We start from the raw sequence: 18,007 nt of genomic DNA on the forward strand, positions 1-18,007 counted from the left end.
CGACATAAACGCCTTGCCAAAGGGGGCGTCCACATATGAATCACTTCACCCCTGATTTGGGAATCCCTCCCGATTCAATCAGATCGGGTTCCGCTCTAGCTCGCCATTTTGGGCAAGACGAGCTTTTCGTCATGCTGCCCGCCAAATAAGCAGAAGCCCCGCAAAGCGGGGCTTTCATGCCTTCAAAATCGACGAAGCCGACGAAGCATCGGCCTGTGTGTCTTTCAGGCCACGCTGGCGGCGCCGCTCAGCGGGTGGCCGGCTGGCTCGCGAAGGCGGCGGCCGGTTCGTCGACCCGGCTTGTCCGCAACCGGTCCGCGCGGCGCGGCGGCAGGGGCGCGACGACCTCGGTCGGGGAAGTCGGAACGACGGAGGCGACGGGGGCGGAGGCATTCTGCTCGGCGGGCCGCGTGCCGATCACCGGCACGAAGCTCAGGGCCCGGCGGTAGAAGGGTTCGCTCTCCGCCGAGGCGGTGCCGAAGGAACCGGTGGCAACGGGCTCCTGCGTGCCGGTGCCCGGCTGGACGCGGGCGAGCTGGGTCGTGGCGGTCGCCGCCGGGGCGGCGCGAGGCGCCTCGGCGCGGGCCGGCTCGGAGCGAGAGGCTTCCGGCTTGGCGGCGGGCTCGGTCGCGGCAGCGGCGACGGCGGCCAGAACGACCTCGTTATCGGCCGACTCAGCCCGGATCGTGGTCTTCGCCCTGCCCTTGTCGTCGAGCACGACGACGCGGGGGCCGCTCGTCAGCGCGTCCGGCCGGCTGACGCCGACATCGCGCGAGCCCCAGGAGGCGGTGCGGTTCAGGCTGTCGGAGCCATTCGCGACGAGGGTGCGCTTGAAGGAACCGTGCTGGTCGCCGTCGTCATAGATCAGCTTGATCGCCGGCGTGCCCTTGGCAACCAGGGCCGCGACCTGCGTCTCGTCCTGCTGGCGCTTGCGCTGCACGGCCTGGACAACACTCGCATCGCCATTGCCGTTGAAGACGTAACGGCCGCCATTCACGGCGACCTGCGGCTCGTCGCCGGTGACGTCGAAATAGTCCGTGCCTTCCTTCAGATTCTTCCAGAAGGCGATGTTGGGATCGAGGCGATGCTTGGCGAGGTTCTCCGGCGTCATCCGGAAGGGCAGCGCCTGCATCTGCACCGCCCGCTGGCCGCCGTTATGGGCCTCGCGGACGAGCGCGTAGATCTCGCCCATCTGGTCGTCGGTCATCGAATAGCAGCCGGCCGAGGAGCAGGCGCCATGCACCATCAGATGCGAGCCGGTGCGACCATGGGCCCGGTCGAAGGCGTTCGGGTAGCCCATGTTGAAGGAGACATAATAGGACGAGTTCGGGTTCATCTGCGCCGGGGAGATGGCGTAGAACCCTTCCGGGGCCATGCGATCGCCCTCGCGGACCTTCGGGCCGAGTTGCCCGGACCAGCGGCACATCGGATAGGTCTTCAGCAGGGCGTACTGGCCGTTGGCCTTGCGCTTCCAGATCTCGAGCTCCGACTCCTTCTTGTAGGAGCGGATCAGGATCGGCTGATCCTTGCTCATGCCCTTTTCGGACATCAGCGCGTAGGTCGCGGCCGGGATCGGGATGTTGTGGCGGGCGGAACCGCGATACCGATCCTCCTCGCAGGCCGCCAGGGACAGTGCAACGAAAGCCACGAGCGCGAATTGCTTCAATGCCACGTCGTCATATCCTCGAAGGGCCGGCCAAGGCACGACCTCTGACTTCGCAAGACGGCCAAATTGTGCCCGTCCCTGCGTTGTAGAAGCGTTAGCCTTGAAGCTTTCTTACCATGACCGCGCGCCGGATGGCCATGGTCAAGACGGAGTTAAGCGTCGAAAGCCGGTCGGGATCAGAGCGATCGGCCGATGGCCAGGAACTTTTCGGCGCGCCGATCGACCAGTTCATCCGGAGAAAGCCCCGCCATCTCGCTCAGCGCGGACGCCAACGCCTCGCCGGCCCGTGCGATCACGGCCTCGCGGTCGCGATGGGCGCCGCCGGTCGGCTCGCTGACGATCCGATCGATGATGCCGAACTTCAGGAGGTCCTGCGCGGTGATCTTCATGCCTGTCGCGGCGTCCTGGGCACGAGCGGTGTCGCGCCAGAGGATCGAGGCGGCGCCTTCCGGCGAGATCACCGAATAAATCGCATGCTCCAGCATCATCACGCGGCTGGCGGCGGCGATGGCGATGGCGCCGCCCGATCCACCCTCGCCGATGACGAGCGCAATGCTCGGCGTGCGCAGGCCGAGCCAGGTCTCGGTCGAGCGGGCGATTGCCTCGGCCTGGCCGCGCTCCTCCGCCTCGATGCCCGGATAGGCGCCGGCGGTGTCGACGAAGCTCAGCACAGGCAGGCCGAAACGGTCCGCCATCTCGACCAGCCGGACCGCCTTGCGATAGCCCTCGGGTTTGGCCATGCCGAAATTGTGCCGGATGCGCGTCTCGGTCGAATCACCCTTTTCCTGGCCGATGACGCAGACCGGCTCGCCGCGGAAACGGCCGAAGCCGCCGACGATGGCCTCATCCTCGCCAAAGGCGCGGTCGCCGGCGAGCGGCGTGAATTCTTCGATCAGTGCGGCGCAGTAGTCTTTGAAATGCGGGCGCTGCGGATGGCGGGCCACCAGCGTCTTCTGCCACGGCGTCAGGGCGGTGTAGAGTTCCTTCAGCGCCTGGGCGGCCTTGGCGTCGAGCCGGCCGATCTCGTCGGCCAGCGCATAGCCCTCGCCCTTGGCCTGGAGGGCCCGCAATTCGTCGGCCTTCGCCTCCAATTCGGCGACCGGTTTTTCGAAATCGAGATAGCTTCGCATCGTGGTCCAGTTCAGGTTCCGCGCCGGGAGGTCCCTGCGCATCGAGCGTCATGCGGAACCGGGCTCGCGAAAAGCGGCGGACCTTGGTCGCGCGGCGGGTTCTTTGTCAACCCGGCGGGGGACTGTCGGGATCCCTCCCGATCCGGGGTGCGGGGGTCGGTTGCGGGAGCAGGATCGGCCGGAAGGCGAAGCTGCGCCGCGTCGCCCGCAGCGGCACGCGGCGATAGACCTGCTTGGTCGCGTCGATGACGTGGACGCCGGCGAAAGGCAGCGAGAGGCCGGCGCCCATGCGCTCCCAGGCGGCAGCCGAGCGCATCAGCAGGCGCTGGCGCAGCGGCGGGACGTAGAGCGCCTCGCGCCAGCCCTCGGGCGAGAACTCGGCCGAGCGCATCAGCGCCTCGAGCTGGCTGCGGCTGAACGGACGGCCCTGGCCGAAAGGCGTGCCGTCCATCCGGGCCCAGAGGCCGCGGCGGTTCGGCACGACGAGAATCATGCGCCCGCCAGGGGAGAGCACGCGGCCGACCTCCTCGATCAGATCGTCGGGGCTTTCGGTCTCCTCCAGCGCATGGACGAGGACGACGCGGTCGATCGAGGCGGTGGGCAGAGGCAGCAGCGTGGGCTCGACCAGCGCGGAGGCGGAGAGGCCCTGATGCGGCCAGTTCACCACGCCCTGCGCGGCCGGCATGAAGGCGATCACCCGCTCCGCATCCATGCCGAGAACGGAGAGATAGGGGGTGGCGTAGCCGAGACCGAGCACGCGCTGGCGGGCGCAGTCGGGCCAGAAGCGCAGCATGGCCGTGCCGATGAAGCGCCGCGCGACATGGCCGAGCGGGCTGGCGTAGAAACTGCGCAGATCGGCGACGTCGAGCGGCATGCCCGGGGGAGATGTGATGCCGCCGCCGGCTCCGCAAGGGCCGCAGCCCGCGCGCGCGCCGGCGGGCTGGCGTCGGCGGGCGGCATTGGCTATGCGCGACGGGAAACGCTTTTCCGGAGGCCCCGATGGCGCTCGATCTCCACGTCTTCCGCACGCTCTCCGACAATGCGGGCGCGCTAATCCACGATCCCGCCAGCGGCGCTTGTGCCGCCATCGACGTGCCCGATGCCGGCCAGGTCATGGCCGAGGCGAAGGCGCAGGGCTGGACGATCAGCGAGATCTTCGTCACCCACGCCCATGCCGATCACACCCAGGGTGTCGCGGCCGTGAAGCAGGCGACCGAGGCGAAGGTCTGCGGGCCCGCCGATGCCGCCGGCCAGGCGCCGCTCGACCGCATTCTGGCCGAGGGTGACACCGTCTCCTTCGGCGGGGCGAGCTTCGAGATCTGGCACACGCCCGGCCATTCGGACGGGCATCTGAGCTTCGTCTCGCGCGGCGAGAAGCTCGCCTTCGTCGGCGACGTCGTCTTCGTGATGGGCTGCGGGCGCGTCCAGCCCGGCCAGATGGCGGCGATGTGGACCTCGCTGTCGCGGCTGATGGCGCTCCCGGGCGATACCCGCCTGCTCGGCGGCCATGACTACACGCTCTCCAACGCGCGCTTCGCCGTCGCAATGGAGCCGGCCAATGCCGCGTTGACGGCGCGCCTCGCGGAGGCCGAGGCGTCGAAGGCGGAGGGTCGCTTCTGGGCATTGACGACAGTCGCGCAGGAGGCTGCGACCAACCCCTTCTTCCGCGCCGGGGAGGGGGCACTCGCCGCCGCCGTCGGGCTCGTCGGCGCGCCGGCGGGCGAGGTTTTCGCCGCGCTGCGTGAAGCCAAGAACCGGTTCTAGGGAGCAAGCGATGACGCTGAACGGCCTGACGGCAGCCGAGGTGATCCGGCTGCTCGAGCTGAAGCCGCATCCCGAGGGCGGACATTACCGCGAGACCTTTCGGGACCCCAAGGAGATCGACGGCCGCAGCACCGGCACCGCGATCTACTATCTGCTCGATATCGGCGAGACCTCGGAATGGCACCGCTGCGACGCGGCCGAGATCTGGCACCACTATGCCGGGGCGCCGCTGGTGATCAGCGTCTCGCCCAACGGGCACGATGCCTCGGCCCATCATCTCGGCAGCGACCTCGCGGCCGGGCAGCGGCCGCAGTTCGTGGTACCGGCCGGCTGCTGGCAGAGCGCGACCTCGCTCGGCGCCTGGACGCTGGTCGGTTGCACGGTGGCGCCGGGCTTTTCCTTCGCGGGTTTCGAGATGGCGCCGCCCGGCTGGCGGCCGACCCCGCGGAAGGCGGGACAGAGGTGAGGACGATGGCGACGGACATGGCGCGGGGCGCGGATACGGATCTCGTGCTCGCTTGCGAACGGCGCATCGTCAACGCCTGGCCCTCGCCGGCGACGCTGCTGATCGACGACTGGGTGGTGCGCTTCGCGGGCGGCTATTCCGGCCGGGCGAACTCAGCCTCGCCGCTGAAACCCGGTGCCGAACTCAGCGAGAACACGCTCGCGTTGATCGAGGAACTGTTCCGGTCCGACGGGCTGCCGCCCTGCATCCGTCTGACGCCGCTGGTCGGCGCGGCGACGCTGGCGATGGTGAAGGAGCGCGGCTATGTCGTGCGCGACGCCTCCTTCGGGCTGATCCGTTCGCTCGACGACGTCACGGCCGAAATCGAGCCGGACCTGCAAATCGAGGCGCGGCCGAGCGCCGACTGGATCGCCGGCGTGGCGGCGCGTCAGACCGGCATCAAGGCGGATGCCGGCAAGCTGGCGGCAATCGTCGAGGGCGTGCGGCTGCCGGCGGCCTTCGCGACCTGGCTGATCGCGGGCGAGCCGGTGGCCTATGGCATGAGTGTGGCCGAGCGCGGCATGGCCGAGATCGGCAGCGTCGTGGTCGATCCCGCCCATCGCGGCCAGGGCCTGGGACGGCGGCTGATCGCCGGTCTCATGGGCTGGGCTCGGGCCATGGACTGCCAGCAGGCCTATCTCCAGGTCGACCAGACCAACGCCGTCGCTAATGGGCTCTATCGGTCGATGGGGTTCCAGCACCTCTACGCCTACGAGACGCGGGTGCTCGAGCTGGCGGGATGAATGGGCGTCATTCTCGGGCGAAGCGAAGCGCAGACCCGAGAATCTCTGGCGGGAGATGCTCGGGTCTTCGCCCAAGCATGACGCGGTTGCCCTCAGCCCAGGCTGGCGCGCTTCATGAAGGCGCCGCCCTTCATGATCAGCGGCATATGCCTGCCCTGGCGGGTCAGCAGCGAGAGATCCTTCAGCGGGTCGCCGTCGACGACGATCAGGTCGGCATGAGCGCCGGGCGCGATCGTGCCGATCTTGCCCTCGAGCTTCAGCAGCTTCGCCGCGACATGGGTTGCCGAGGCAATGACCTCATGGGCCGGCAGGGCCCGGCCGCGGATGACGAATTCCTCGGACTGGTATTTGTGCATGTCGCCCAGCAGGTCCGAACCATAGGCCATGGCGAGGCCGGCCTTCTTCATGATCGCGAGCGAGTTCATGCCGGCCGAGCGGACGACATCGACCTTGGCGACGGAATCCGGCGGGAAGCCGAGCTTGGGGCCGTCGGAGACGAGCTTGTCATAGGTGACGAGGGTCGGCACCGCGACGGCGCCCTTCGAGGCGGCGAGCTTGGCCGTCTCGGCCTCGATCAGGTTGCAATGCTCGAGCGAGTGGACACCGGCCTCGACGCAGCGGCGGATCGCCTCGTCGGTGTAGACATGGGCGGAGACATAGGTGCCCGCCATCCGCGCCTCCTCGACGATCGCTTCCAGCTCGCTGACCGAGAAGCCGAGGAAGTGGATCGGGTCCGTCGGCGAGGCGCAGCCGCCATTGGCCATGATCTTGATGAAGTCGGCGCCGCCCTTCATTTCCTCGCGGGCGGCGCGGCGGACCTGGTCGAGCCCGTCGCAGATGCGGCCGAGCGCGCCGAGGCGGTGGCGGGTCAGCGGCGTCGCCGTGTCATCGTAGCGGCCGCGGAAATCGGCATGGCCGCCGGTCTGGCTCAGCGCCTTGCCGGAGATGACGAGGCGCGGCGTCGGGAAATGGCCCTCCTCGGTCGCCTGCTTGAGGCCGAAATCGGCGCCGCCGACATCGCGCACCGTGGTGAAGCCGCGCATCAGCATCTCGCGCATGATCACGAAGGAGCGGGCCGTCACCAGCGAATCCGGCAGCTGCGCGTTGCGGCCGAGATCGGCGACGCCGGCGACGACATGGACATGGGCGTCGATCAGGCCCGGCATCAGGGTCTTGCCCTTGAGATCGACGACCTTGGCCTTGGCCGAGGACACGGCCTTGCCGACCTCGCGGATCGTGCCGCCCTCGACGAGGACGCTGACGGGGGCGCCGGCCTCCGGCGCGGTGCCGTCGACGATGCGGGCATTGGTGAAGAGCGTGCTGGCCATGATGGTGGTCTCGACAGGAGGAGGTGGAACTCAGCGGATCAGGAGGGCGGTGCCCCAGAGGCCGACGGCAAAGACGGTGTGGCCGACGATATTCAGGGCCCGTACCGTGTTGGCATTCGCGCGTTTCGAAGCGGCGATGCCAGCGCCCATGCCAGGCTGGAGGATGAACCAGCCGCAGCCGACTGTGGCGAGGCCGACGATCAGCGCCGGCAGGAAGGCCGGGTTGCGGAGCCAGCCGGCGCCCCAGATGAAGACGACGATGCCCGCGAAGAGGACGCCGACGGCGTAATGCGCAATCCAGCCGATGGCCAGCTCGTTGCGGACCGGCTCCGAGCGCGCGATGTCCTCATGCAGAACGCGTCCGCGTGGCAGATGCGCGAACCAGCGGCCGACGAGCGCCCAGTTCGGCAGGGGTAGCCCGAAGAGGCGGTTGAGCAGGAGCGCCCAGACGTCCAGCAGCGCAGTGGCTCCGATGCCGACAAGCACCGTCCTGACCAAAGAATCCATCCGATCATCCCCCCTGCGGGCCCGAGGCCGCCCCGCTCGCGCCGGTTCGTGGCGTCGTTCTGCGACGGCAGCCATGGAGCGGAGAACCGGCCGTCGGGTCAACCGCGCAAGCGGCGCCGGGCGCCGCGGCCGGTGCAGGCAGGCCATGCGCGCCACGCCGCCCTGCATCCGCGGAACCGGGCGTCTCGTCTCGGGTTGCCCTCCCGAAGCAAATCGGGGGGACCGACATGGGGACAGCCACGGCAGGGACGAGCCGGAGGACGGAAGCGCGGCCGCAGGGACCGCATGGTTCGCTCGAACTGCCTTCCGTTACCATCACCGGCTACAATGTCGAGATCCGCGACGGGGATGGCTTCGTCGGCGACAAGGCGAGCCGGGGCGCGTTCGTCGCGCATCTCGACGCGTTGCGCCGGCACTTGCGCGAGCAGAATGGTGATCCGCTCGAGGGCAAGTCGGCCGAGATCAGCAAGAGCGATCTGGACGCCCTGCTGAAGGACGGCGACCCGCGTGAGGCGGCCCTCGTTCTCAGTGCGATCGAGCGCTTCGCGCAGTCGCTCGCCTTCGTGATCCGCCGCTTCGTGCGGCTGAAGAGCTGGGCCACGGTCGAGCGCATCGTGGTCGGGGGCGGCTTCCGCGAGAGCCGGGTGGGCGAGCTGGCGATCGGGCGCGCCGGCATCATCCTCAGCACCGACGGGCACAGCATCGATCTCGTGCCGGTCAGCCACCATCCCGACGAGGCCGGGCTGGTCGGCAGCGCCCATCTCGCGCCGAAATGGATCTTCGAGGCCTTCGACAGCCTGGTGGCGGTCGATATCGGAGGCTCCAACATCCGCGCGGGCATCGTCGAGCTGCGTCAGGGCAAGGCGCCCGACCTCAGCAGGGCGCGGGTGTCCTCCTCCGAGCTGTGGCGCCATGCCGATGAGGAGGTCAGCCGGGACAAGGCGATCGTGCGGCTGGGCGAGATGCTGAAAGACCAAGTCAAGCAGGCCAAGAAGGACGGCTTGCGGGTCGCGCCCTTCATCGGCATCGGCTGCCCGGGAATGATCGAGCCGGACGGGACGATCGACCGCGGGGCCCAGAACCTGCCGGGCAATTGGGAGAGCAGCCGGTTCAATCTCGTTGAGTGCGTGCGGGAGATGATGCCGACCATCGGCGAGCACGAGACGCTGGTGACGATGCACAACGACGCCGTGATCCAGGGCCTCAGCGAGATGCCGGCCATGCAGGACGTCGAGCACTGGGCCGTGCTGACGATCGGCACCGGGCTCGGCAATGCGACCTACCGCAACCGCGCGAAGCCCCAGCGCGGCGGCAAGAAGGACGAAGGCAAGGGCGGCACGGGGAAGAACTCCCGCAAGGACTGATGCGGGCCCAGGCCTGCCATTGATCCAGTCCTGCCATGATGATGTCCGGTTTGGCATGGAAGGAAGCGTCGCCGCCCGGCGGCACCTTCCCCCTACCGGATGACTGCCGCTTGCCGTTCGAACGCTTCTCACCGCCTTTGCCCGTCGGGGTCAGCCTTGCCCGCGCTTGCCTTGCGGACGCAGCTGTGGCGACGGTCAAGCCAGCAGCGAATCATCCTTCCGAGCGAGGCCCGACCGTGATGGCAGCGCGCAACGGGCCCATTCCCGTTCCTCAGCCGGCGCCGGGGCGCGGCATCCTCCTGCTGTTGGCCATGCTGCTGGCGCTGTTCGGCGCCTTCCAGGCTTTCGCCCAGCAGCCCGCGGCCGATCCGTCCTCGCCACGGGCGCGGCTGGATGCGATCCGCTATGAGCTGACCCAGATCGAAGCGACGCTGGCCGCGCCGACAGCCAGCGAGGCCGAGCTGCAGCGCCAGCGCATGCGGTTGCAGCCTTCGCTCGACCAGCTGCGCCAGCTCATCGATGAGCAGGCCCCGCGCGTCGAGCAAGCCAAGATCCGCCTCGACCAGCTGGGGCCGAAGCCCGATGCGTCCGCGCCGCCCGAGAGCGCCGAGGTTCTGCGCGAGCGCGAAGCGCGGACCAAGGCCTTCGCCGATGCCGACGAGACGATGAAGATCGCGCGCGCCGCCTTTCTCCAGGCCGAGCAGCTGCAGACTGCGATCGGCGATCGTCGTCGCGCGCTCTTCACGCAGGCGTTGTTCGCCGCCGGGCCGAGTGTGCTCAGCCCGGACATGTGGGGCAATGCGCTGTCGACTGTGCCGGAGGATTTACGGGCCTCGGGCTACATCTTCGGCGGCTGGCTCTCGGGTTTCAGCGATGCGATGTCCAGTGTCCGAGGCGGGCTCATCCTCCTCGCTTTCGGTGGAGCGCTGCTGCTCTACTATCTGCGCCGGCGTTATCTGCCGCGCTTCAAGGCGCGCTTCAGCAATGCGCAGTCCGGCGACAGCCTGCATTGCCTCTATATCGCACTCGCCCATGTCGTTGCGGGCGCTGCGCCGCCGGCCCTGGCGAGCTGGCTGATCTACGCCGCCCTGAATACGGCGGGGCTGCTGCCGCCGCGCATCCAGCCTGTCGTTGCGGCCATCGTCGCCGGCCTCGCCGTCGTCGCCTTCATCCAGGCCCTGCTGGATGCGCTGTTCGCGCCCAGCCAGCCCCATCGCCGCCTCGTCAGCGTGATGGACCGGACCGCGTTCACCGTCGTCTGGCTCGGAACCTCGCTGGCAGCCGTGCTGGCGGTGAGCAAGGTGCTCGAGGCCTGGCTGACTGCGATCGCGGCGGGCCTCGCGGTCTCGATCATCCTGCGGAGCATCCTCGTCGTCGTTTTTGCGGTGACGCTCGTCGTCGGGCTCTACCGGCTGCGTGACAATGAAGAGATCGAGGAGGAGGCCTGTCTCGGCCCCTACGTCGCCGTCGAGGGGGCGAGCCTCGGGCCGATCCGCATCCTGGGCTGGATCATCGGCCTGACGCTCTCCCTCGCCGTCCTCGGCGGCTATGTGATCTTCGCCTCGTTCCTGATGGAGCAGGTGATCTGGATCGCCATGGTCGCCTGCAGTGTCCTGCTGACCTACCAGCTCGTCGACCAAGGCATCCCCCACGCCATGACCGGCAAGGGTCGCCTCGCCCTGACGCTGAAGGCCGGCCTCGGCATCCGTGCCCACACGCTCGAGAAGATCGCGGTGATCACCGCCGGCGTGCTGAAGCTGATGCTGGTGGTGATCGCCTTCCTGCTGATTCTGGCACCCTGGGGGCTGGAATCGACGGATTTCTTCACCTCGCTGCGGGCGGCCTTCTTCGGCTTCCAGGTCGGCGGGGTGACGATCTCGCTGTCGTCGATCATCTTCTCCGGCCTGCTCTTCGCCGCCGGCCTGACCGCGACCCGCTCGCTGCAGGGCTGGCTCGAGGTCAAGTTCCTGCCGACGACGCAGCTCGATACGGGTCTGCGGAACTCGATCACCACGGCAGCCGGCTATGTCGGCTATCTCGCGGCGGTGGCGCTGGCGGTCTCGGCGCTCGGGCTCAGCTTCGAACGCCTGACGCTGGTGGCGAGCGCGCTCTCGGTCGGCATCGGCTTCGGCCTGCAATCCGTGGTGTCGAACTTCGTCTCGGGGCTGATCCTGCTCTGGGAGCGGCCGATCCGCGTCGGCGACCAGGTCGTGGTCGGGGATGCCGAGGGTATCGTCAAGAAGATCAATGTCCGCTCGACCGAGATCGCCACCTTCGACCGCTCATCGGTGATCGTGCCGAACTCCAACCTCGTCTCCGGCGTGGTGCGCAACCGCGTCCGTAACGACCGCACCGGGCGCATCCTGATCTCGCTGTCGGTGCCGCGCAGCCTCGATGCCGGCGAGGTCCGGGCGATGCTGAACGAGGTCGCCAATGCTCATGGCGATGTCATGCAGAAGCCGCCTCCGGCGATCCTGTTCAAGAAGATCGGCACGGCGACGATGGATTTCGATCTCGTCTGCGTGGTGGCGGATGTCGACATCGTCGGGCGCGTGACCAGCGATCTCAACTTCGCCATCCACAAGCGCCTCACCGAGATGGAGCCGGCTGCCGGCACGCCGGAGCTGCTCGTGAAGGGGCTGGAGGGCGTCGAGCAGTCGCTCGGCAGCATCGCCGCCGCGGTGACGCGCGAAGCGGCATCGCCGCCGCGCCTGCCCCCGGAGGCGAAGCCGGCGCCCGCGCGTTCGCGCCGCCGCCCAGGGCCGCCGCTCGAGGAGGAGGAGAGCGAGGCCGCCCCCGCGCCACCGCCGCCCGCGCCTCCCGAACCCGCCAAGGACGACAGCAAGGAATGATGCGATGGATTGCCTCCTGCGCGGCGCGGCGAAAGCCCGGTCGATGAGCTGCCCCGCTCTGCTCGCCGGAGCGCTCGCCCTGATGGGCGCCGCCGGCTGCACCGAGCCGGCGCGCACCGGCCAGCCCGCCTTTTATCGCGATCTCGGCTCGGCCTCGGCACGGGTCGATACCGGCGAAGCCCGGGCCATGATCTCGGCCTATCGGCTCAATGCCGGGCTGAACACGCTGACGCTCGACCCGGCCCTCGTTGCCGCCGCACAGCAGGAGGCGGACGCCATGGCCGCGGCCGACCGGCCGGCGCAGGCGGAAGCCGTGAAGGCACGGCTCGCACGCGCCGGACAGACCGGGGCGGAGGCCAATCTCTCGGCCGGTTATCGCCGGCTGGCGGAGGCCTTTTCGGGCTGGCGCGACTCGCCCCAGCACGACCGGGTGATGAAGACACCGGGCGCGACGCGCATGGGGATCGCCACGGCCTATGCGCCGGGCTCGAAATACCAGGTCTACTGGGCGCTGATCCTCGCGCCCTGATCGAAGGCGATGCGGCGCTCCCTCGCGGGGGGGCGTCGGGCGCTGCTCGCGAAAGCGCCGTCGCAGAGCACAAGCGGCGGCGTCCCGCTTGCCCGGGCCGCTGCGTCAGCTAAAGCTGGCGGCCATGTCGCTTTTCTCGATCTATGCGCGTGTCCTCGGCGAGCTCGGCCCGGAGCGGCGCCTCGGAATCATCCTGGCGCTCGCCAATGTCCTGCTCGCTGCTGCCGCCTTCGCCGAGCCGATGCTGTTCGGCGCGCTGATCGACAAGCTGACCAGCATCCAAGGCGCGGGGCTGAAGCTGAGCTGGGCCGATATCGGGCCGCTGATCCTGGCATGGGCCGGATTCGGCCTGTTCACCATCGGTGCCAGCGTCTTCGTCTCGCTGCATTCCGACCGGCTCGCCCACCGCCGGCGCCTGGCGGTGATGGCGAATTATTTCGAGCATGCGCTGACCCTGCCGCTGGCCTATCACACGCAGACCCATTCCGGCCGCGTGCTCAAGGTGATGCTCGACGGCACCAGCGGCATGTGGGCGCTGTGGCTCTCCTTCTTCCGTGAGCATTGCGCCAGCCTCGTCGCGCTCTTCATCCTGCTGCCCTTCACACTGTGGAAGAACTGGCAGCTCGGCCTGCTGCTGATTGGCCTCGTCGTGCTGTTCGGTTCGCTGACGGCCTATGTGCTGCGCAAGACCGACACGCTGCAGAGCAATGTCGAGACCTATCACTCGAACCTCGCCGAGCGGGCCTCGGATGCGCTCGGCAATGTGCCGGTGATCCAGAGCTTCACGCGGATCGAGGCGGAGGTTCGCGGACTGCGCTCGACCATCGCGAGCCTGCTCGATGCGCAACTGCCGGTGCTCTCCTGGTGGGCGATCGCGACGGTGGCGACGCGCGCCTCGGCGACGCTGACGGTGCTGGCGATCTTCGTCGTCGGCGCCTGGCTGCTGATGCAGGGGCTGACCACGGTCGGCGAGATTGTGACCTTCATGGGCTTCGCGACCATGCTGGTCGGCCGGCTCGAGCAGATCGTCGCCTTCGTGAACTTCATCTTCATGCAGGCGCCGAAGATGCGCGAATTCTTCGAGGTCCTGGACACCCTGCCGGCGGTCCGCGACCTGCCGAGCGCGCCGGATGCCGGCCATCTCACGGGCGCGGTCGCCTTCGAGAACGTGTCCTTCTCCTATGACGGCAAGCGCACCGCGGTGCGCGACGTCTCCTTCGCCGTCTCGCCGGGCGAGACCATCGCCATCGTGGGGTCGACCGGCTCTGGCAAATCGACTACCCTCGGCCTGTTGCACCGCGCCTTCGATCCACAATCGGGCCGGATCACCGTCGACGGGCAGGATATTCGCGAGATCTCGCTGCTCTCGCTGCGGCGGAACATCGGCGTCGTCTTCCAGGAGCCGATGCTGTTCGCCCGGACGATCCGCGAGAATCTCACCGTCGGCAAGCCGGATGCGACGGAAGAGGAGATGATGGAGGCGCTCAACCGGGCGCAGGCGACCGAGGTGATGGCGCGGCAGACCGACGGTCTGGACACGCTGGTCGGCGAGCGCGGCCGCACCCTCTCGGGCGGAGAGCGCCAGCGCCTCTCCATCGCGCGGGCGCTGCTGAAGAACCCGCCGATCCTGATCCTCGACGAGGCGACCTCCGCGCTCGACGCCGCCACCGAGGTGAAGCTTCAGAAGGCACTCGAGGAGGTGATGAAGGGCCGCACCACCTTCGTCATCGCCCACCGCCTCGCCACCATCCGCAATGCCGACCGAATTCTCGTCTTCGAGCAGGGCGAGGTGATCGAGATGGGGTCGTTCGACGAACTGGTCGCCAAGGGCGGCCGCTTCGAGGCCCTGGCCCGGGCGCAGTATCTCGTCACCGACAAGGCGGCCGCGCTCGCGGAGGAGGCGGCGAGCCCGCTGGCGAGGACCCTCGCGCTCGACTGAACGGCCGGGGCGTTTTCCGGAACCTGCAACCTTTTCGCGGGACGCGCGTTAGGCTGACGCAGGGTCGCCGCGCGCGGCCCTTTTCGCATGTCCGCAGCGTGGCGGGCGCCATCCGCATCCGTCGAAAGGACTGCCCTTGCCCGTCACCATCCTCCGCCTCGCCTGCGCCTGGGCGACCGTGGTCGCCTTTCTGCTGTTCGGGGACGCGCTGCTCGGGCGGCTCGGCGAGCCGGTCATGGCCGCGCTGGTCTTCGCCTGGCTGCTCGGCGTCATCATCTGGGCGGCGTTCGGCGTGGTGCATGAGGCGGAGGTGCTGGCGGGGCGGCTCGGCGAGCCCTATGGCACGCTGATCCTGACGCTCTCGATCGTCATCATCGAGGTGGCGCTGATCTCGGCCGTCATGCTCGGCGCCAAGGGCGCCCCGACGCTCGGCCGCGACACCATGTTCGCGGTGCTGATGATCGTGCTCAACGGCGTGGTCGGCATCGGCCTGCTCGTCGGCGGGCTGCGCCACTTCGCCCAGAGCTACAACATGAAGGGTGCGTCCTCCTATCTGGCGGTGATCATCCCGCTGACCGTGATCCCGCTGGTGCTGCCGAACTTCACCACCTCGACGGCCGAGGGCACGCTGACGGTGCTGCAGTCGGTCTCGTTTTCCGTCTTCACGCTGGCGCTCTACGGGGCCTTCCTCGTTCTCCAGACCGGGCGGCACCGCTCCTTCTTCGTCGAGCCGACGCGCGAGCAGGCGCCACCGGTGCGCTCGGCACCGCATGGGCGGGCGCCCGATCCCGATGAGATCGAAATCGTCGAGGATGACGGCCACGAGGACCCCGGCGGCTCGACCTGGAGCCATGTCCTGCTGCTGCTCGCCACCATCCTGCCCATCGTGATCCTGGCGAAGAGCCTCGCCGTGGTGCTCGACTTTGGTATCGCGCGTCTCGGTGCGCCGGTGGCGCTGGGCGGCATCCTGATCGCGATGGTGGTGTTCACGCCGGAATGCATCGCGGCATTGCGGGCGATCTCGGCGAATCAGCTCCAGCGAGCCATCAATCTCTGTCTCGGCGCCGCCGCCTCGACGCTGGGGCTGACCGTGCCAGCGGTGCTGGCGATCGGCCTGTTCACGGGGCAGGAGGTCGTGCTCGGCCTGTCGGGCGCCAACATGATCATCCTGGCAATGACGCTGCTGCTCTCGACGCTGACCTTCACCGGCACGCGCACGACAATGCTGGAGGGCGCCGTGCATCTCAGCGTGTTCTTTGTGTTTCTGGTGCTGGTGTTCAGTCCTTAGGGGTCTCTGGGCAGATTTGGACAGGCACCGGGCCGAGGATTGCGGTCCGCATCCTCGCTTGCGAGACTGGCGCTGGCCTTGTGGAGAGATCGACCGTGGCGGAACCGCGCATCAAGGGACCGGCGTCCTATTTCCCGTCCATCGAAAAGACCTATGGGCGCCCGATCGGCGACTGGCTGCAGATCGTGCGGGAGCGATTGCCGGCGAAGCACATGGAGATCGTCTCCATGCTGAAGAGTGAGCACGGCTTGGGCCATGGCCACGCCAACGCCATCGTCGCTCATGTGATGGCCGAAGCGAAGGATTAGGGCGTGCTGATTTCACTCGGAAGCAGGCCGTCATTCCGGACAAGCGGCGCAGCCGCGCCGATCCGGAATCCATCGTAAAGCTCCGGAGCCCTTCGATGGATCCCGGCGCAAGCCCGGGATGACCGCTTGGTTCCGAGCCGTTATCCTGCTCAAGCCGATCGTTGTCGTGTCCGGTCAGTGCGCCTGCCCGTTGACCGCCAGTTCCGCCTCGATGAACGCCGTGACCTCCTCCGCCGCGACGCCATGCGCGATGAAGCTCTGGCCGATGCCGCGGGCGAGGATGAAGGTCAGCACGCCGCGGCGGACCTTCTTGTCCTGGCCCATCGCCGCGACGATCTCCTGCGCCGTTCCGGCACCGCCCGGAACCTGCTGGAGCGTCGAGGGCAGGCCGACGGCGTCGAGATGGCGCGCGACGCGGGTCGCGTCCTGGCCGGAGCAGAGCCCCAGCCGCTGCGAGAAGCGGAAGGCGAGGGCGAGGCCGATCGCCACCGCCTCGCCATGGACGAGGCGGGTGGAGTCGTAGTTCGTCAGCCGCTCCAGCGCATGGGCGAAGGTGTGGCCGAGATTGAGCAGCGCGCGGTCGCCCTCCTCGCGCTCGTCGCGGGCGACGATGGCCGCCTTGGCGCGGCAGGAGACGGCGACCGCATGGTCGCGCTCGGGGCCGCCTGCGATGATGCGGCTCCAGTTGACCTCGCACCAGTCGAAGAAGGCGGGGTCGTCGATCAGCCCGTATTTCACCACCTCGGCATAGCCGGCCTTGAACTCGCGTTCGCTGAGGGTGTCGAGCAGGGCGGTGTCGGCGATGACCAGTGCCGGCTGGTGGAAGGCGCCGATCAGGTTCTTGCCGTGGCCCGAATTGATGCCGGTCTTGCCGCCGACGGAGGAATCGACCTGGGCCAAAAGCGTGGTCGGGATCTGCACGAAGCGCACGCCCCGGCGCAGCACGGCCGCTGCAAAGCCCGTGAGATCGCCCACCACGCCGCCGCCGAGCGCGATGACGAGGTCGTCGCGCTCGATCTTCGCCGCGAGCAGCGCGTCGCAGAGCGTCGTGAACTGCGCATAGGATTTGGTCGCCTCGCCCGGCGGCACGGTGATGCGGGTGAAGCCGATGCCCTCCTGCTGCAGGCAGGCCTCCAGCGCCGGGGCATGGAGCGGGCCGACGCGCTCGTCGGTGACAACAGCGACCTTGGCGCCGGGCGCCATCGCGGCGATCAGGGCTGCGGCCTCGCAGAGCTGGTGGCGGCCGATCTGGATGTCATAGGCGCGGCCCTCCAGCGCGACCGGAACCGTGATCCGGGCGCCGGCCGACGGGGCAGGGGTCGTCATGGCGTGGGCTTCCGGTCGGGAGGGGTGCGCAGATGCCGGTCGAGCGCGGCCAGCGCCGCCGTCACCACGACGTCATGGGGGTCGTCGCGCGAGAGCAGGGTGAGATCGGAGAGCGCATAGACCGGCTCGCGCTCGGCCAGCATCCGCCGCAGCGTCGCCTCGGGGTCGGCGGTCTGGAGCAGGGGGCGGTTGGAGCGCTTGCGGACCCGGCGCATCAGCACCTCGGGCTCGGCCTTGAGCCAGATCGAGATGCCGAGATCGGCGATGCGCGCGCGGGTTTCCGCGTTCATGAAGGCGCCGCCGCCGGTCGCGAGCACGAGGGGCGCACGCGTCGTCAGGATGCGGCTGATGACGCGGCGCTCGCCGTCGCGGAACTCGCTCTCGCCGCGCTGCGCGAAGATCTCGGGGATCGTCATGCCGGCGGCCGTCTCGATCTCGGTGTCGGCATCGACGAAGGGCAGGCCGAGCCGCGTCGCCAGACGGCGGCCGACCGAGCTCTTGCCCGAGCCCATCATGCCGACGAGCACGATCGCCCGCGGGCCGATCGCTGCCCGCAGGGTCGCCGGGTCCGGGCCGATATCCTCACCTCGTGGCTGGTCGAGCGTCTCGACGATCGTCATAGCGATGGAAGCCTTGTCTTCAGCGCCCTTTAACATGAGCCGTCACACAACGTCAGGCCCCGTGCCGCATTTTGCGGCGCTTGTGGCCTTGCCGTCCTTGCCGGCATCCGCCATCTCCCGAAAGATGCGCGGGGCCAT

Annotated in this window: 16 protein-coding genes; 9 read left to right on the top strand and 7 right to left on the bottom strand. The window is 68.7% G+C overall.

Features of this window, described 5'->3' with window-relative positions; genetic code table 11:
• Positions 1 to 247: 247 nt before the first annotated feature.
• The 3 genes from ACFPN9_RS14500 to ACFPN9_RS14510 all read right to left on the bottom strand — a co-directional run bounded on the left by ACFPN9_RS14500 (position 248) and on the right by ACFPN9_RS14510 (position 3,670).
• Positions 248 to 1,672, bottom strand: a complete 1,425-nt coding sequence (locus tag ACFPN9_RS14500; RefSeq protein ID WP_245282425.1) for a L,D-transpeptidase family protein — start codon at positions 1,670 to 1,672, stop codon at positions 248 to 250.
• A 170-nt stretch (positions 1,673 to 1,842) separates the two neighbouring features.
• Positions 1,843 to 2,796: an acetyl-CoA carboxylase carboxyltransferase subunit alpha gene (locus ACFPN9_RS14505; protein ID WP_066720012.1), complete on the bottom strand. Its 954-nt coding sequence runs from the start codon at positions 2,794 to 2,796 to the stop codon at positions 1,843 to 1,845.
• 106 nt (positions 2,797 to 2,902) lie between these two features.
• Positions 2,903 to 3,670, bottom strand: a complete 768-nt coding sequence (locus ACFPN9_RS14510) for a class I SAM-dependent methyltransferase (RefSeq protein WP_066719994.1) — start codon at positions 3,668 to 3,670, stop codon at positions 2,903 to 2,905.
• A 125-nt stretch (positions 3,671 to 3,795) separates the two neighbouring features.
• Between ACFPN9_RS14510 and gloB the strand changes: the two genes are divergently transcribed.
• Genes gloB through ACFPN9_RS14525 form a run of 3 tightly spaced genes read left to right on the top strand, consistent with a single transcriptional unit; the run spans position 3,796 to position 5,808 of the window.
• Entirely contained in the window at positions 3,796 to 4,560 is a 765-nt protein-coding gene (gloB, locus tag ACFPN9_RS14515) for a hydroxyacylglutathione hydrolase (RefSeq protein WP_066719991.1), read from the top strand.
• Between the two features lie 10 nt (positions 4,561 to 4,570).
• Positions 4,571 to 5,026, top strand: a complete 456-nt coding sequence (locus ACFPN9_RS14520) for a cupin domain-containing protein (RefSeq protein WP_066719987.1) — start codon at positions 4,571 to 4,573, stop codon at positions 5,024 to 5,026.
• Positions 5,027 to 5,031: 5 nt separating this feature from the next.
• A complete protein-coding gene (locus ACFPN9_RS14525; protein ID WP_066719984.1) occupies positions 5,032 to 5,808 on the top strand; it encodes a GNAT family N-acetyltransferase in 777 nt (258 codons plus the stop codon).
• A 92-nt stretch (positions 5,809 to 5,900) separates the two neighbouring features.
• Here the strand turns inward: ACFPN9_RS14525 and ACFPN9_RS14530 are convergent, their stop codons facing one another.
• Positions 5,901 to 7,136, bottom strand: coding sequence for a metal-dependent hydrolase family protein (locus tag ACFPN9_RS14530; protein WP_066719981.1), 1,236 nt, complete (start codon positions 7,134 to 7,136; stop codon positions 5,901 to 5,903).
• Positions 7,137 to 7,166: 30 nt separating this feature from the next.
• The gene (locus tag ACFPN9_RS14535) at positions 7,167 to 7,643 is read right to left on the bottom strand and encodes a DUF2938 domain-containing protein (protein WP_066719978.1); all 477 of its coding nucleotides are present in this window, start codon (positions 7,641 to 7,643) and stop codon (positions 7,167 to 7,169) included.
• A gap of 227 nt (positions 7,644 to 7,870) precedes the next feature.
• Between ACFPN9_RS14535 and ACFPN9_RS14540 the strand changes: the two genes are divergently transcribed.
• The 6 genes from ACFPN9_RS14540 (at position 7,871) to ACFPN9_RS14565 (ending at position 15,923) form a co-directional block, all read left to right on the top strand.
• A complete protein-coding gene (locus tag ACFPN9_RS14540) occupies positions 7,871 to 9,007 on the top strand; it encodes an ROK family protein (RefSeq protein ID WP_066719975.1) in 1,137 nt (378 codons plus the stop codon).
• 239 nt (positions 9,008 to 9,246) lie between these two features.
• Positions 9,247 to 11,859, top strand: a complete 2,613-nt coding sequence (locus ACFPN9_RS14545) for a DUF3772 domain-containing protein (RefSeq protein WP_066719973.1) — start codon at positions 9,247 to 9,249, stop codon at positions 11,857 to 11,859.
• Between the two features lie 4 nt (positions 11,860 to 11,863).
• Positions 11,864 to 12,388 carry a CAP domain-containing protein gene (locus ACFPN9_RS14550; protein WP_245282424.1) on the top strand — a complete coding sequence of 175 codons (525 nt, stop codon included), beginning with the start codon at positions 11,864 to 11,866 and terminating at the stop codon, positions 12,386 to 12,388.
• Positions 12,389 to 12,512: 124 nt separating this feature from the next.
• Complete coding sequence (locus ACFPN9_RS14555; protein WP_066720006.1) at positions 12,513 to 14,327, top strand: glucan ABC transporter ATP-binding protein/ permease; 1,815 nt, start codon at positions 12,513 to 12,515, stop codon at positions 14,325 to 14,327.
• Between the two features lie 136 nt (positions 14,328 to 14,463).
• Positions 14,464 to 15,615: a calcium:cation antiporter gene (locus ACFPN9_RS14560; RefSeq protein WP_245282423.1), complete on the top strand. Its 1,152-nt coding sequence runs from the start codon at positions 14,464 to 14,466 to the stop codon at positions 15,613 to 15,615.
• 95 nt (positions 15,616 to 15,710) lie between these two features.
• On the top strand, positions 15,711 to 15,923 hold the full coding sequence (locus tag ACFPN9_RS14565; protein ID WP_066719971.1) for a DUF4287 domain-containing protein: 213 nt from the start codon (positions 15,711 to 15,713) through the stop codon (positions 15,921 to 15,923).
• Positions 15,924 to 16,097: 174 nt separating this feature from the next.
• Here the strand turns inward: ACFPN9_RS14565 and aroB are convergent, their stop codons facing one another.
• Complete coding sequence (gene aroB / locus ACFPN9_RS14570; RefSeq protein WP_066719969.1) at positions 16,098 to 17,249, bottom strand: 3-dehydroquinate synthase; 1,152 nt, start codon at positions 17,247 to 17,249, stop codon at positions 16,098 to 16,100.
• A complete protein-coding gene (locus ACFPN9_RS14575; RefSeq protein WP_066719966.1) occupies positions 17,246 to 17,869 on the bottom strand; it encodes a shikimate kinase in 624 nt (207 codons plus the stop codon). Before ACFPN9_RS14575 ends, aroB begins: the two co-directional genes overlap by 4 nt.
• Between the last annotated feature and the right edge of the window lie 138 nt (positions 17,870 to 18,007).

Source organism: Allobosea massiliensis (genome assembly GCF_042655245.1).
Taxonomy (GTDB): domain Bacteria; phylum Pseudomonadota; class Alphaproteobacteria; order Rhizobiales; family Beijerinckiaceae; genus Allobosea; species Allobosea massiliensis.